Origin of the sequence: Agrobacterium albertimagni AOL15, from assembly GCF_000300855.1 — a bacterium.
GTDB classification, from domain to species: Bacteria; Pseudomonadota; Alphaproteobacteria; order Rhizobiales; family Rhizobiaceae; genus Allorhizobium; species Allorhizobium albertimagni.
Genome location: NZ_ALJF01000001.1, coordinates 99,978 through 114,660, shown reverse-complemented (window position 1 = coordinate 114,660; position 14,683 = coordinate 99,978). Strand labels below are relative to the sequence as shown.

The 14,683-nt window shown below is 60.0% G+C and carries 15 protein-coding genes; 7 read left to right on the top strand and 8 right to left on the bottom strand.

Features of this window, described 5'->3' with window-relative positions; all coding sequences use genetic code 11:
- Nucleotides 1-20: 20 nt before the first annotated feature.
- The 4 genes from QWE_RS00530 to QWE_RS00515 are packed head-to-tail and all read left to right on the top strand — an operon-like array spanning nucleotide 21 to nucleotide 4,319.
- Nucleotides 21-515: a chemotaxis protein CheW gene (locus QWE_RS00530; protein ID WP_006724096.1), complete on the top strand. Its 495-nt coding sequence runs from the start codon at nucleotides 21-23 to the stop codon at nucleotides 513-515.
- Nucleotides 512-1,402: a CheR family methyltransferase gene (locus QWE_RS00525; RefSeq protein WP_006724095.1), complete on the top strand. Its 891-nt coding sequence runs from the start codon at nucleotides 512-514 to the stop codon at nucleotides 1,400-1,402. Before QWE_RS00530 ends, QWE_RS00525 begins: the two co-directional genes overlap by 4 nt.
- A 7-nt stretch (nucleotides 1,403-1,409) precedes the next feature.
- Nucleotides 1,410-2,498 (top strand): protein-glutamate methylesterase/protein-glutamine glutaminase, encoded by a 1,089-nt coding sequence (locus tag QWE_RS00520; protein WP_006724094.1) that lies wholly within the window; start codon nucleotides 1,410-1,412, stop codon nucleotides 2,496-2,498.
- Nucleotides 2,499-2,558: 60 nt separating this feature from the next.
- Nucleotides 2,559-4,319, top strand: coding sequence for a hypothetical protein (locus QWE_RS00515; RefSeq protein WP_006724093.1), 1,761 nt, complete (start codon nucleotides 2,559-2,561; stop codon nucleotides 4,317-4,319).
- A gap of 26 nt (nucleotides 4,320-4,345) precedes the next feature.
- Here the strand turns inward: QWE_RS00515 and QWE_RS00510 are convergent, their stop codons facing one another.
- The 3 genes from QWE_RS00510 to QWE_RS00500 all read right to left on the bottom strand — a co-directional run bounded on the left by QWE_RS00510 (nucleotide 4,346) and on the right by QWE_RS00500 (nucleotide 7,687).
- Nucleotides 4,346-5,074 carry a ParA family protein gene (locus QWE_RS00510; RefSeq protein WP_006724092.1) on the bottom strand — a complete coding sequence of 243 codons (729 nt, stop codon included), beginning with the start codon at nucleotides 5,072-5,074 and terminating at the stop codon, nucleotides 4,346-4,348.
- 680 nt (nucleotides 5,075-5,754) lie between these two features.
- Nucleotides 5,755-6,597: a PfkB family carbohydrate kinase gene (locus QWE_RS00505; protein WP_006724091.1), complete on the bottom strand. Its 843-nt coding sequence runs from the start codon at nucleotides 6,595-6,597 to the stop codon at nucleotides 5,755-5,757.
- 76 nt (nucleotides 6,598-6,673) lie between these two features.
- Nucleotides 6,674-7,687, bottom strand: coding sequence for an SIS domain-containing protein (locus QWE_RS00500; RefSeq protein ID WP_006724090.1), 1,014 nt, complete (start codon nucleotides 7,685-7,687; stop codon nucleotides 6,674-6,676).
- A gap of 212 nt (nucleotides 7,688-7,899) precedes the next feature.
- Between QWE_RS00500 and QWE_RS00495 the strand changes: the two genes are divergently transcribed.
- The gene (locus QWE_RS00495) at nucleotides 7,900-8,631 is read left to right on the top strand and encodes a GntR family transcriptional regulator (RefSeq protein ID WP_006724089.1); all 732 of its coding nucleotides are present in this window, start codon (nucleotides 7,900-7,902) and stop codon (nucleotides 8,629-8,631) included.
- 14 nt (nucleotides 8,632-8,645) lie between these two features.
- Here QWE_RS00495 and QWE_RS00490 read toward each other — a convergent pair whose 3' ends face one another.
- The 5 genes from QWE_RS00490 to QWE_RS00470 all read right to left on the bottom strand — a co-directional run bounded on the left by QWE_RS00490 (nucleotide 8,646) and on the right by QWE_RS00470 (nucleotide 13,016).
- Nucleotides 8,646-9,398: an amino acid ABC transporter ATP-binding protein gene (locus tag QWE_RS00490; protein WP_006724088.1), complete on the bottom strand. Its 753-nt coding sequence runs from the start codon at nucleotides 9,396-9,398 to the stop codon at nucleotides 8,646-8,648.
- A gap of 181 nt (nucleotides 9,399-9,579) precedes the next feature.
- Complete coding sequence (locus QWE_RS00485; protein WP_157790663.1) at nucleotides 9,580-9,813, bottom strand: hypothetical protein; 234 nt, start codon at nucleotides 9,811-9,813, stop codon at nucleotides 9,580-9,582.
- A gap of 55 nt (nucleotides 9,814-9,868) precedes the next feature.
- Entirely contained in the window at nucleotides 9,869-10,840 is a 972-nt protein-coding gene (locus QWE_RS00480) for an amino acid ABC transporter permease (RefSeq protein ID WP_006724086.1), read from the bottom strand.
- 14 nt (nucleotides 10,841-10,854) lie between these two features.
- On the bottom strand, nucleotides 10,855-12,135 hold the full coding sequence (locus tag QWE_RS00475) for an NAD(P)/FAD-dependent oxidoreductase (protein ID WP_006724085.1): 1,281 nt from the start codon (nucleotides 12,133-12,135) through the stop codon (nucleotides 10,855-10,857).
- Nucleotides 12,136-12,188: 53 nt separating this feature from the next.
- Nucleotides 12,189-13,016, bottom strand: a complete 828-nt coding sequence (locus QWE_RS00470; RefSeq protein ID WP_006724084.1) for a transporter substrate-binding domain-containing protein — start codon at nucleotides 13,014-13,016, stop codon at nucleotides 12,189-12,191.
- A gap of 412 nt (nucleotides 13,017-13,428) precedes the next feature.
- On the opposite strand from QWE_RS00470, the gene QWE_RS00465 reads away from it, so the two are divergent.
- Together QWE_RS00465 and QWE_RS00460 are read left to right on the top strand one after the other, a co-directional pair.
- Entirely contained in the window at nucleotides 13,429-13,665 is a 237-nt protein-coding gene (locus QWE_RS00465) for a DUF2934 domain-containing protein (RefSeq protein ID WP_006724083.1), read from the top strand.
- Between the two features lie 297 nt (nucleotides 13,666-13,962).
- The gene (locus QWE_RS00460) at nucleotides 13,963-14,199 is read left to right on the top strand and encodes a hypothetical protein (RefSeq protein WP_240532477.1); all 237 of its coding nucleotides are present in this window, start codon (nucleotides 13,963-13,965) and stop codon (nucleotides 14,197-14,199) included.
- Nucleotides 14,200-14,683 lie beyond the last annotated feature (484 nt).

The window sequence follows — 14,683 nt, the reverse complement described above, 5'->3', positions numbered from 1 at the left end:
GACTACCAGGAGTGTGGCCGATGGCCAGTGCAGCAGCTGAATCGCAATACGTGACCTTTAGCCTCGAAAACGAGTGCTTCGCCGTTCCCGTCGATGTCGTCCGGGAAATTCTCGACCACGAGGAACCCTTCCGGATCCCGCACGGTCCCGACTATCTCCTGGGTCTGCGCGATGTGCGCGGTCAGGGCGTGCCCGTCATTGATCTTCGACTGCGACTCGGCATGTCGCAGACCCTGAAGACACCCCACACCCGAATTCTTGTCATCGATGTGCCAATCGACGGCCGGTCCCTGTCGCTCGGCCTGGTCGCCGATCGGGTCTTCGAGGTTACCTCCTTCCGCAGCGATGCGATCGAGCCCGCCCCTGACATCGGCATCCGCTGGCAGTCCGATTATATTGCGGGCGTTGTCAGACGCGCCTCAGATTTCGTCGTGCTCGTCAATCTGACCAAGCTGTTCAGCGGGTCAGATGCACGCGCGCTGGGTACCGTCACTACTTCAATGGAACATGCATGAACGCCCTTGCTTTCAAGAGAACCGCTGGCACGCGCCCAGAACCCCGATCGGCTTTGTCCGCCGCGGGTGATGGCTTGACCGACCGGAATTTCGACCTCTTGTCGCGCTACATCTATGATTACAGCGGCATCAAGATGCCGTTTGCAAAGAAGACGATGCTGGAGGGACGGCTACGTCGTCGCCTTCGTTTTGTCGGGCTCGAGGGGCTCAACGACTATTGCGACTATCTGTTCAACCATGGCGGCCTCGACACCGAGGCGATCCACCTCATCGATGCGGTCACCACCAACAAGACCGACTTCTTTCGCGAGCCGACGCATTTTGAGCATCTGACCAACAAGGCATTGCCCGATCTCGCCGCCAAGGGCCATCGGCGGCTGCGCGTCTGGAGTTCGGCCTGCTCGATCGGTGCTGAGCCCTACACGCTTGCCATGGTGATGGAAGACTATCTCGAGATGAAGGGCGGCCCGGACTTTTCGATCCTCGCAACCGATCTCTCCACCGACGTGCTGCAGGTCGCCAAGCGCGGCATCTTCTCGAACGCCATGATCGAGCCGGTCGATCCGGAACGCCGCAAGCGCTATGTGATGGAGCCGCGCGAGCCCGCACGAGGCGAGGTGCGCATTCATCCGAAATTACGCTCCAAGGTGGGTTTTGCGCGGCTCAACCTGATGGACCGGTCCTACAGTGTCGGCGACCCGATGCATGTCATCTTCTGCCGCAACGTCCTGATTTATTTCGACAAGAAGACGCAGGAGCAGGTGCTGTCTCGCCTGTGCGACCGTCTCCTTCCGGGCGGCTATCTCTATGTCGGTCACTCCGAAACCATCACCGGCTTCGGGCTGCCCGTGCAGCAGGTCGCCAATACGGTCTTCCAGAAGGTCTGATGCCCAGATGCCCAAGAAAATCCGCGTTCTGATCGTCGACGATTCGGCCAGCGTCCGCCAGGCGCTGGCACAGGTCCTGGAGGCCGATGGCGACATCGAGGTCATGGGCGTGGCGTCCGATCCCTTTGTCGCGGCTCGTCGCATCCAGGAAGAGGTTCCCGACGTGGTAACGCTGGATGTCGAAATGCCGAAGATGGACGGCATTACCTTTCTCAGGAAGCTCATGGCCCAGCGCCCGATTCCGGTCGTCATGTGCTCGTCCTTGACCGAAGAGGGGTCGCAGACCCTCATGCAGGCGCTGGAGGCGGGTGCCGTCGACATCATCCTCAAGCCGAAGATCGGTGCCGCAGACCATCTGGCTGAAGCAGGTGCAATGATCCGGCAGACCGTCAGGGGGGCAGCGCAAGCCCGCGTGAAATCCGATCGCCGTCGCGCGCCACTGGCCGGTGCGACAGAGGCAAAACTGACCGCTGACGCAGTTCTGCCGCCGCCGACCGGGCGACCCATGGCAAAGACCACGGAAATGGTCATCTGCATCGGCGCCTCGACCGGGGGGACGGAGGCGCTGCGCGAACTGCTGGTCGCCCTTCCAGCCAACGCCCCGGGTATCATCATCGTCCAGCACATGCCGGAGAAGTTCACCTCCGCCTTTGCGTCCCGGCTCAACACATTATGCCAGGTGGAAGTCAAAGAAGCGGCCCATGGAGATCCGGTCCTGCGCGGTCACGTGCTGATCGCGCCTGGTGGCCAGCATATGCTGCTCGAACGGCAGGGCGCACGCTATCTGGTGGCCATCAAAGACGGCCCTCTCGTTTCCCGCCATCGCCCGTCGGTGGATGTCCTGTTCCGCTCGGCCGCCCGTGCGGCAGGGTCCAATGCGATGGGTGTGATCATGACCGGTATGGGGGATGACGGTGCGCGTGGCATGGATGAAATGCACAAGGCAGGGGCGTTCACGGTCGCACAGGACGAGGCGACATCGGTCGTATTCGGCATGCCGAAGGAAGCGATTGCCCGGGGAGGGGTCGACAGGGTCGTGCCGCTCGAGCAGATCGCCCGGGAAATCCTCTCCGCCGATCGCCGCCACCTGGGGTGATCGCAAATCCGGCGGGCAGGGGCCCGCAAACGAATTTCAGATAGGGAACGAGGGTTGAAGATGAACATGGTGAGATCGCGACCGGCTGAGCAGCGACCATCAACGGCGGTCGGCATCGGCGACCGGCTGAATGAAGCGCTGGTTCAGATCGAGCAGCGCTTCCTCGACGGCGGCACCATGCTGGTTGCGGTGCTCGAGGTGTTCAACAACCTCTTGGCGTCACTGGGCAGCATTTCTGACGCCCTGAGAGAAGACGAGGCGGCCGAGGCGACGGCTGAACTGGTGCGCACTGCAAATTTGATCGCAGCTTTACCCGCACAACAGCAGGAACTGATCAGGCGCCTGGTCCTCATCGACGATCATGGCCGAGCTTTGGCCGGCGAGGTGATGGAGATGGAGGACACGCTGCGCTACCTGAGAACCTTCGCCGTCACGGCGAAGATCACTGGCGCGGGGATCGTTGACTTCGCGAGCTTCGCGGAAGAAATCGTCGAGCGTATCCAGTTCGCCAGCCATGAAGTGAATTCCTTCGGTGAGCGGATTCACGCGTTGCAAGACGTGATAAGTCATGCGAGATCCGGCACTCGTTTGCAGGGCCAGGATGACCACTCCATCCCGCAGATCGTTGACGAACTCGGGCGCAATGCAGACGCGATCCGGACACAACGCGGCGCACTTGCGGATCTCGCCAGTCAGGTGACTGGCCTTGCGATGAAGGTGCAAAGCAGGCTTGCCAGCACTTTGTCGTCGTTGCAGATCGGCGACGTGACGCGCCAGCGGATTGAACACTGCCAGGCTGCCTTCGCAATTGCTGATGCGCATCTTTCGCAGTCGGACACAAAAGACCTGACGCCTGCTGATCGTCAGCTCGTCCATGCTTCGATCATGCGTCTGGTGCACGCGCAACTGATCGCCATGTCGGAGGATTTCAAGGGTGAATGCGCCACGATCGTTCGCAATATCAGCGCCTTTTCCAATGACGTCACTGCTCTGACGGATTTGCAGAACTCGATGATGCCGCCGAGCGACAACACGGCCGGGCTCTCGGCCTTGGGTCTGGTGCGCGAGAACCTCGGAGCGGCCCGCAGCATTGTCGCAGAGCTCGAACAATCGGCAGGTGAGGCCAGACGCCTGAGCTCTGCGGTTGGCGAGATGGTGAGACATCTCGTCGAAAGCGTGCGGACCATTCAGATCGTGCGCACCGACATACAATACATGGCACTGAATACAAATTTGCGCTGCAGCAAGCTGGGGGAGGAAAGCCGGGCCATCAATGTCGTCACCAATGAGTTGCGGGTCTTCTCGGCACGGCTGGACGATGTCACCGATCATACACTCGCGCATCTGAAGCTGCTGGACGAGGCCGCTGCTGGACTAAGCGGCGCTGAGGCGAGGCAGGGTGGCGATAACCCACCCGATCTCGTGGCGCGGATCGAGATCGCCCTGTCTCATGTCACGCAGGCAGGAGCGACACTGGACGAAAATCTCGACGATCTGCATCACCGCGGCCAGGAGATTGCCATCAGGGTGGCCAAGGCGACCGCCGGGCTCGATTTCCACGAGGACCTGACCGCCATCCTCAACGACTGCATCGCTCTCGCCGCCGAGGCGACGCCGGCCGATCCAAATTACGACGCGCTGGATGGCGTCTTGCAGGCGATTTCCGGTGAAATCTTCGCGACCTATACGATGAAATCGGAGCGTGACGTTCACTGCAGCGTGCTCGGTGTGGACGTAGCAACGGTCAGGGTGGAAGCTGGGTCGCCGCCCCTCGGCGAGCCGCAGTCGGATGACGCACTGTTCGATGACGCTCTGTTCTAGGGGCGTCATCCCTGGCGACGTTGATCTCAGGCGACGAGCCGGGCAGCCTGATCGTGTCCAGGCGCTGGCGTCATCCCGATCATCCGGTAGCGGATGAGACGCTCGAGCACCTCGTTTCCAAGCATCTGGGCATTTTCCTGAGCGCGGCCGAGGTTGCTGACGTTTCGTTCATCCATTGTGTAAAGCGTTTCGCCGCAGGAGAAGACATCGCGAAATGCCGCTCGTTCAACGATCGGTGTCGACAGAAGATGAACCTTCTTTTCCGACAGGAGCGCTTTCACACCTTGCAGGGCACGTGTGGTGATGATGGGGTTGATGCGGGTGAGCACGACGGAATGGGGAATGCGGATCCCGGCCTTGTCTTCGAGATAATACAAGAGATCGATGACGTTCGCCGCACCCTGTGCATCCATGGCTGATCCCTGCGCGGGAATGAGCACGTAGTCCGAATGGCCCATCGCCTGGGCGATCAGGGGGCTGCGAGCACCCGGCAGGTCAAGAAGCACGATGTCGACAGTAGGCTGCCAGCGCTTGATTTCCCGTTCGAGATTGGCGGCCGAGACGTAAGGCACGACCTGCAGCCGTTCCGGGCAGTTTTTGCCAAGTTGTTGGTGCCAGCATGAAATCCAGCGCTGGGGGTCCGCATCGAGCACAGCAACTCGTAGCCCCAACCGCGCCAATTCCGTGGCGACAAGCAGCACCGCCGTCGTCTTGCCGGCGCCGCCCTTCGTATTGGCGAATGTTAACACAGGCATTTGACGTCCGTCCTTGGCTTCGGCTGGCTTCGTTGAAGTCATGCAATGAAATCGACTGACAACAGAATGGAGGCGACATGCCTAACCGTCCGTAAATCCGGCACAAGAAAACAACCGAGTTTGCGCGATCCTCGATGATTTCGTTGGAAAGACGGACCTCTATAAAGCATCTGAACAAAACTCGATTTTGCGATGCGTCTCGCCCAGGGGAAAACCCGTCGAAAGCAGCCAGGCCCAAAGCGCCGCTGGCGGATGTCCCATGCTTCCTATCGGGGCGAAGCGAGTGGCCGAGACCAGCCGCGTTCCGACCGTCATCAATAGCGGGCCGAAACCAAACTGGGGGTTCCAACATCGCAGCGCCGTCACTTGCAAAGGCTGAGCGAATCGCAGACCAGAAAGGCAGTAGGTGGGTTAACTGCTGCAACGCTGACTGTACGTCGGGAGATTATGAACGCTGCTTCAGGTCTGTCTCTGCATCCACGCGGATCGACTTCTACGTCAGAGCGATGGTTGCGCTGAAAGTGACCGCCGATTTCTGGCTGCCACTTCAACTTGGTTTTCAAGGCAGGTTGAAACTGGCGTCAAATGGATCGTCACGATCGATGGTCCAGGCGGCTGTGCCTAAGATTCCCGCAGTTCCTCTGACCGTCGGAGAAACAGCGCGACCGAGCTAGGGCGTCTCACCGGAGAGGCAGCCCTTTGCCAGCGTCTATCAAGTTCGATGCGCTGATCTGGGGAAATCCGCCGATATGCCCACAGGTTACTGCGGCCTGTCTGCCGCCACGCTCCAGGCAACTGTCCCAATCCTCGCCTTGACGATAGGCTGCGATAAAACCCGCAATGAAACTGTCGCCAGCGCCCGTCGTATCGATCACCTTGATCGGAGCGGCAGCTGTCGTGGCCGATCGCTTCCCGTCACTGACGGAGGCTCCCTTGGCGCCGCGCGTGACGACGGCGAGACGCGCGCCTTCGTCGATCAGTCGTTGCAACATGATCTGCGCCGCGGCATCGTCTTCTCCAGCAGACGCAAATGCAATCGACAGCCCGGATACGCCGCGGTTTCGTTCCCCAGTATTGACAGAGATGTCCTGGGAGACACTCACGCCAGCGCTCAAGAGCTCTTCGCGAAGCGCTCCTCCGTCGTCCATCCAGCCGATATGGACGTGATCCATCTGCTTTAGCAGTATCAGGTCTTCGGGCCCTGGCCTGTAACCGGCGCAGGCGCCGAAATCCTCATGGGCAAAGAGCCGCTCGCCGGAGGGAAGGACATCGATTAGGGTGTAGGCCGTATGGCCTGGACGACACTCTACACCTTCTACCTCGACGCCATTCTCGGCCAGCTCGCGGATGGTTCGGCGGCCATCGTCATCGTCCCCGACAGCACCGAAATAGTGGGAAACATGTCCAAGGAGTGCAAGCTGGACCGCGACATTGACGGCATTGCCGCCGATCAACGACATGCCGGAGGGGCGGAACCGGTCGATGCAATTGTCGCCGACAGTGGCAAAGCTGAGCTTGATCATTCAATGTCGCCTCTGGTCAAGGTCGGTGCTTTTGAGCCGCGCATTGTCCAGGCGCGGCCCTGTTTGCGCAACTCTTTCAGTAGGCAACGCGCTTGTAATAGCGGCGTGTCGTCAAGGGATGATCGCGCAGGACCTCGAGATGCGCGCTGATGCGCTCAAGCAAGGTTGCAAGCAGGATCGGAGAGATGAGGGCGCGGACTTCCGGCGAAATGCCTTCCAGTTCGAATTCTGCCGTATCGAGCACGATCAGTCTGTCGGTGTATTGCGGCACGAAGGCCTCGACGCGGTTTGCAAGCGGCCGCAGTGCGTCTTCCCCCTTGAACAGGATGAGGCTGACATCCTTTTCGATGAGCTCCAGTGTTCCGTGGAAGAAGTCGGAGGCGTGGACCGGGCGGGTGCGGATCCACTGCATTTCCTCCAGGATACACATCCCGTAGTAGAAGGCTTCCGGCCAGACGTTTCCGGCACCGGTGATGATGTGATAGTCGGCCGAGGCGAGCTTGGTTGCAAATTCTGCCGCCTTCGGCTCGAAGCCACGCTTCACGCTAAGGAGCAGGTGCGGGAGCCGGTCGAGCTCCGCCGTGATCTCCGCGTGGTTCTCGAGCTCTCCCCAGTGGCGCATGATCGACAGGGCGATGAACAGCGATTGCAGGTAAAAGGATTCACAGGAGGTGTCGTCTTCAGCGAAGTTGACGAAGACATGATCACCGCCCCGGCCAAGCGGCGTATCGGCATGGCCAACCAGAGTTATGACTGTCGCGCCGATCTCCTTCATCTTTGCAAGCAGTGCCACGCTTTCCTTGGTTGTCCCCGAGAGCGATGGCATGACGATGATAGATTTGGCCGTCAGGTTCGCCGATCCCGTCAGGATCAGTTCGGCCGGCATGTCGATGAAGGTTGGGAATCGCGAGCGGCGCTGCAAGAGCTGCGCTGCCGGCTGCATCAGGATGGCCGCACCGCCTGTACCGAGGAAAAAGATGTTCTCGGCACCGGATTTTAGGCAAGTCGAAATCACGTCCTCAAGACGCGCCCGCAAAGCGACAGCACCTCCCTGGATCTTGAGGAAACGATTTTCGTCGAAATTGAGCATGTGGCGCTTCTCCAGAACATGACGGCGCAAAGCATTCGCCGGGCTAATGTTGTAAGACAACTGACATCTTTGGGCGATTGCGTCAAGCGAGGCGAGGGGAGGAAGGGCGTAGAAATTCCTCGGTGCGCTCGCGGCTGTGCGCAAATCTTCGCGTGCTTGACCTCCAGGACTTTGTCAGACAAGAACGGTCTGAGAGAAAATGCGAGGCGACCGTGGACGAACCGATCCGTGACTCCAGAACCCTGGCAATCCAGCTGAGGGACCGGATTGCAGAGCTCATCCGGGCGGACGGGCTCAAACCCGGTGACAAGCTGCCGACCGAAGCGCAGTTGACCAAACGCTTCCACATCTCGCGCCCGGCCCTGCGCGAAGCTTTGAAACTCCTCGAGCAAGACGACATCATCTACGTGGAGCATGGCCGCGGCCGGTTCATTTCTGCCATGTCGGCCGTGCAGGTGGATCGCCCGATTACCGTGTTCGAGAGCGTCACGGACATGGCGCGGCATTATGGTTACACGCCGATTAACAAGGTTCTGTCGATCAGCGAGGAGGATCCTTCTCCAGCCGTCTGCGAGAGGCTATGCCTTGACGCCAGTGCCCGCGTCATCCGCATTGAGAGGCTGCGCCTGCATGAGGATGAGCCGATCCTCTACTGCGTCGATTATGTGCCGCGCTCGATCGTACCGGCCAAGCTCTATGATATCGACTGGAGCGGTTCCCTGCTCAATCTGCTCGAGCAGTATCGTCACCGTCCCCGCATGTCGGCAGCCACCGTCTCTTCGGTCATGCTGCCGGACGATGTTGTCGAGCGTCACGACCTGCGTGATTTTGGTCCAGCCCTGCTGATTGCCGAGACCTGTTTTGATGCCGCCGGCCGGCCGGTGAATTATGCATTGGACTATCACCGGGGCAGCCACTTCACCTTCAGCCTCGTCAGGAAGTGAAAGATCGGTTCTCTTCAGTGCAGCAACTGGCTGAGGAACAGTTGAGCACGGTCGGTTTGCGGGCTTGCAAAGAACTGGGCCGGGGCAGCCTGTTCAACGACACGACCGCGATCCATGAAGATCACCCGATCCGCGACCTCTTTTGCAAATCCCATTTCATGGGTCACGCAGACCATGGTCATGCCTTCTTTTGCGAGCTCCACCATCGTGTCGAGCACCTCCTTGACCATTTCGGGGTCGAGTGCCGAGGTGGGCTCGTCGAACAGCATGATCCGCGGGGTCATGCATAGCGCCCGCGCAATGGCGACGCGCTGCTGCTGGCCGCCCGACAGCTGACCTGGATATTTGTCGGCCTGCTCAGGGATGCGCACGCGCCTGAGGAAGTGCATCGCGATCTCGCGAGCTTCGCTCTTTGCCATCTTCTTCACCCAGACCGGTGCGAGAATGCAGTTCTCCAGAATGGTCAGATGCGGAAACAGGTTGAATTGCTGGAACACCATTCCGACATCCCGGCGCACGCGGTCGGCCTTCTTCTCATCGCCGTCGAGCTCGATGCCCCCGACGATGATCCGGCCTTCCTGATGCACTTCCAGGCGGTTGACGCAGCGGATAAGCGTTGATTTCCCCGAGCCCGAGGGGCCACAGATCACCACGCGCTCGCCGCTCGAAATCTCAAGATTGATGTCATCGAGCGCATGAAATCCGCCATACCACTTGTGCACGCGTGTCAGGGCGATTTCCGGCATGGGCTCTGAAAATAGGGTCATGGATTGTCCTCGACTTATCGGTTAACCACCAGCCGGAGACGATGATGATCGCAGCTCCTGCCAGAGTGTGAATTTCAATCGGGGCCGCAAACAGCAGTGCGCCGTAGAGGCAGCCCCAGATGATCTGGCTGTACTGGAACGGGGGCCACGACCGAAGCTTCCCCGATTCTGAACGCGCGGATCAGAAGCCCGTGGCCGACGAGCAGCAAGATGCCAGCACCGCGCGCAGGACGGCAAGTCCAGGCTGGCGGGGCAAGAGCCTGGACAGGCCGCCGGTCGCAACGGCATGGGCGCATAGCAGGAGGAAGGCGGCGAACGTGACCCCCAATGTGACTTGCGGTGACGCCAGCCGCTCGGCACAGAGTTTGACCAGAGCGTCGGTGCCGGAAAAGACAGCGAATGCAACGAGGGTCAAGATGACGCCGCGCCTGTTGTTCAAGCCGGATGCGGTGCCTTGAAGAGGGACAATGTCAGCGGACATTGAAGCGCCCGAACCGTTCCTCGATCCTTGCCTGCAGGAATTCCAGCCCGATGGACAGGATCCAGTAAATCATCGAGGCGGTAATCAGCATCTCGATATGGCGGAACTCCGTCTGTCCCTGGGTTCTTGCAAGATACATGATCTCCCAGACGCCGACGACCGAGACAAGCGACGAATCCTTGAGCATGGCGATGAACTGGTTGCCGGTCGGCGGAATGATGACACGCATTGCCTGAGGCAGGATGACGAGCCCCATGGTCTGGCTCGGCGACAGGCCCAGTGCGGTGGCACCCTCGGTCTGGCCGCGCGAAATGCTCTCGATGCCGGCCCTGAATATCTCGGTCATGTAGGCGCCGTAGCACAGGGACAAGGCGAGAATCCCGGCCGGGATGGCGCCGATGACATAGCCCACCTGAGGCAGGCCCAGGTAGATGATGTAGATCTGCATGAGCAGGGGCAGGCCGCGAAAGAGCGATGTGTAAAACGTCGCCAGACCGTAGATCACACCGTTGCGCGAGAGCTTGGCAATGGCACCGGCCAAGGCAATGGCTGTGGCGATGGCGATTGAAATCGCCGAAATGAACAGTGTCGTCGTCACCCCTTGCGTGATCAGGAAGCCGATCTTCTTGGCGATGAAGGCGAAAGACAGGTCGAAGGAGTGGAAGAACACCATCAGCAGAGCAAAGAGCTCCACCCAGACCGCGATGATCTGATAGTTCCGTTTCAACAGGTGCAAAAGCTTCCAGTTGATGGCGATGATAATCGCGATGACGGCAGCAGAAAGCGCTCTTGCGCCGGATGGATTGTCGGCAAGAAAGCCCTCCGAGCCAGGGAACAGCCTGCCGATCCAGGCGGAGCTGACGCCCAGGCTGTAAAGGAGAACCGCGACCAGCGTGAGCATGACCATGCCGCCAATCAGGCGCGTGGCTGAAGGATATGTGAGGATGAGACGACCGATCATGTTTTGAAGTCCTTTCAGGCGGCCCGCTCACGCCACCAGTCTTCAGCCTGGAGCTTCCAGTAGGTGAGTTGGGCGACGGCAAGCCCGGCCATGCCTCCGGCCCAGGACAGGCCAAAGGGTGAGAACACGAGGTGACGATCGCTTTGGCCAAGGATCGCTTCTGCAACCACCTTGCCGCCGATCGCCGTGGTATTGAGGCCATGGCCGCCAAAGGCCGTGCAGTGCCACACGCCAGGCTGCATCTCGCCGATCTGAGGCATCAGGTGGCGGGCATAGGCCATCAGGCCGGACCAGGCGAGCTCCGTCTTGAGCGCGCGCAATTGCGGATAGGTGCTGGTCATCTCACGCCGAAGTTCCTGAACAAGACCGGAGGTCGAGGCGGCACGGGTCGTGATCCGCCCGCCCCAGAGCAGGCGTTTGCCGCCCGCGACGAGGCGGTAATAGTCGCCGGCCCGACGGTTGTCGCCAATGCCGTCGCGTGTCGTGATGGCAGACGCGATCAGATCCGGCGCCTCTTCGCTGACCATGACATAGGTGGCAATCGGCAAGACGGCGCGCCTCAGGCGCGGATTGACGCGACCGGTATAGCCCCCGGTCGCAAAGACGACCGTGGTGGCCGTGACCACGCCATTTTTGGTCCTCACCTGCTTTTTGTAGGGTGCAAGATCAGTGGCAGTTGCACTAGACCCTTCGAAGATCAGGCAGCCGAGCCGTTCGATCTCGTCGGCGATGCCTCTGAGATAGTTGAGAGGGTGGATGTGGAACGCTTGGCGGTCGCGAACACCATGGAAATAGCGGGGCGATTTCAGGCTCTGTCGCAAGCTCTCCGTATTGAGATAGTCAAGCTTCTGGCCGAATTTCTGCTCGGCATTCGAAGCATGGCTCTTTAGCCCGTCCGCATCGTCGTAGCGCATCACGCTGGTGATCCCCTGCACCGGATCGGCAGAGGAAATTCCAAGTCGGGCAATCGTGTCCCGAACGAAGTCGACACCTTCGATCGACATTCGATAGAGTTGATCGGCGGACTTTGCGTCGCTCATCCTTTCGATCTCTTCGATGCCTGTCGCATAGCCGGCGCTGACGAAGCCGCCATTGCGGCCGGACGCGCCAAATCCGATCGACCTTGCTTCGAGGACCACGACGTTCTGCCCGCCACGCGCCAGTTGAAGCGCCGTCGTCAGGCCAGCCAGGCCGCCGCCAATCACCAGTGTGTCACAGGCAATGCTGCCTGAAAGCGCGGGCCGCACCTTCTGGTCGGCAAGCGTGCGGGAATAATAGGTATCGGGATAATGCATGAGGCACCGGTAAGGTTGGGGCGCGGAGTTTTCGCCTCTCCGCGCCCGTCGGATCAATTGGCGCTGTAGTCCTTGCCGTACCACTTGGTCGTGAGCGCGCCCAAGGTGCCATCCTGCTTCATCTCGTCGATGATGCCGCCGACTTTTGCGGTCCAGTCCGGATCGACCTTCTCGGCAATCACGACAAGCGGTTCGCGAAACGCGTATTCGCCTTCAAGAATGCGCAGGGGATAACCATTCTTGATCGCATTGAGGGCGGTCTGTTCCGGGGCGATCACCGCGTCGAGACGCGTGCCGTCGCCAAGACGCAGGTCGTCGAACGGAAGCATGGAATCGGCGAATGTGCGCACCTCGCCCGGCTCCAGCTTGTATTCGACCGGCGGCAGGCCCGGCGCATCGATTTCGAGGCGACGGTTGATGAAGTCCTCGGATGTGGTTGCTGTCTCGACGCCGATCACCTTGCCCTTCAGGTCGTCGACCGAGCGTGCCGTGCTGTCCTTGTGCAGAACATAGACGTAAGGGCTGAAATAATAGATGCCGACGAAATCGATCACCTGTGCGCGCGCCTTGGTCGGCGTGACGGATCCGACGCCAAGATCATAGCGCCCCTGCCAACGGCCGCCGGTCAGCGTCGCCCAGTCCGGGGTCTCGAAGCGGACCTCGACACCCAGACGCTTGGCGATTTCGTTCGACACATCGATGTCAAATCCCACCATCTCATTGTTGTCGTCGAGATAGCTCTGGGGTGGCCAACCGCTGTTGGTCGCCACGACCATTGTCTTGTTCTCCATGACCCGATCAAGCGTTGCGCCAGCCTGCGCCGCCGTCGTGAATGCAAGGGCTGCTGCTCCCAGCAGCAGGCCGGCAACCAGTTTCCTCATGATATTCCTCCTTGAACATCGACAGACCTTGATCCCCATATATGTAAGATGTCTGACAAGCCCAGTTGATGTCATGTCTGCGATACTGTCAATGTTTCAGGGGCCTGAGGCCGCATGAAAAAAGCTGATCCAGCCATCTCCTTTCGTGATGGCTCAAGCTGGGCCCCGTTTGTCAGACAACATGGATTTGCGCAATCTGGCTTGCTGGCGAGTTGGGATGGTGCCGAGGTCACTCCATGAGTTCACCGCAACACAGCGGAGTGCCGAACCGCCACCATCCGGCTTCGCCTGGACGGAGCTACGATTGTTCGGGCTAGAGGCGTCCCCAAATGATCAGTGCTTCGATAGGTGCTGCCGTGGAACGAAGGAAGGTTTGGCAGGTTCTGCAAACACGAGACGGAGGACAGAGAAAATGGATCGTGAGCAACAGCAACGCGAACGCGCCTACCAGATCTGGGAGGAGGAGGGGCGTCCCTCCGACAAGCACGAAGATCACTGGGAGCGGGCAGGTCGCGCGACCCCTTCGTCGCCCGATGAAGCTGATGCAATAACAGAAGCGAACGAAGCGGCAAGTGCGCAGTTCGCTGGCGATGACGGGAAGGGCAAGGCAGCGTCCAGCGCGGCCTTGTTGAAGATGAATCCCGACTGACAGGAAAGTCACACATCGGGACGGACGAGGATGGTTGAACGGGGATTTCAGCGGGCAATACAGCCGCTCCACCGTTCCGTCGCACAGCCACCGAGAGCCCTGCATTTTCCCCATGCCCCATGCCGCTGCGCCGTCTGCGAGGCAGGCGAGGACCGAAACCTTCGACGCGAGCTGTTGTCAGACCCTGACACATCGACAAAGGAGAAGCACGCACGGTCACGATGGTAGGCAACGAAAGCAGCATCGAAGAACTGGTCAAGCATCTGCTCTATCTCGAGCATGATGCGATTGCGGCGCATGATTCCTGCATCAAGCGCCAAGACCGTCAGCGCCAAGATTTCTGAGTTCAGAGAGGATGATCTGCAGCACGTCAAGGTGCTCACCGAGAAGGCAGGCGAGCTCGGGATTGATGCGCCGACTGAAGGCGACATGAAAGAGATGCTGACGACGGGCAAGATTGCGCTCGCCAACAAGGCCCATGAGGATGAGCTTCGCCATCGCAAATGGACAGAAAGCACCGCAGACACGCTGTAAACTCGAACGCATGTTGGCCCTGACGGAAAGCTGACCAGCCTCATGTCGATCGGCCAAAGGCGCCCCGGTTGATGAGTGGCTCGCCCAACTAGGCTTGAATTCTTCAAGCGAACGTCCTGTCGCTCGCGGCGCTGGCGAAACCCGCCAATAAGCGCGTGCCGGACATGCCGATCGTGCTTGCTTTTCGCTATACAAACCTTTCGCCCGGCGTTGAAATGGACGCCGCACGGCGTTCCAAGCCCGACACTAAAGACCGACTGGGACAAATACCCGCGCGGATCCTCCCGCCCGGTGTCACGGGCGAACGACCCATGCCGTTTCGTGCTTCGGCCGAATCCGATCGAGTGCCATGGCGACAAACCAGGCTTTGGTGTGTGGACGGTCAGCGTTCGCCGCAACACCTGCCCGTCAGGGCCTTCGATCCTTCTTCGGTCAACTGACCATCGGCTCCGCCACCGTAGCAGCTCAGGTCGCCATGTCACCA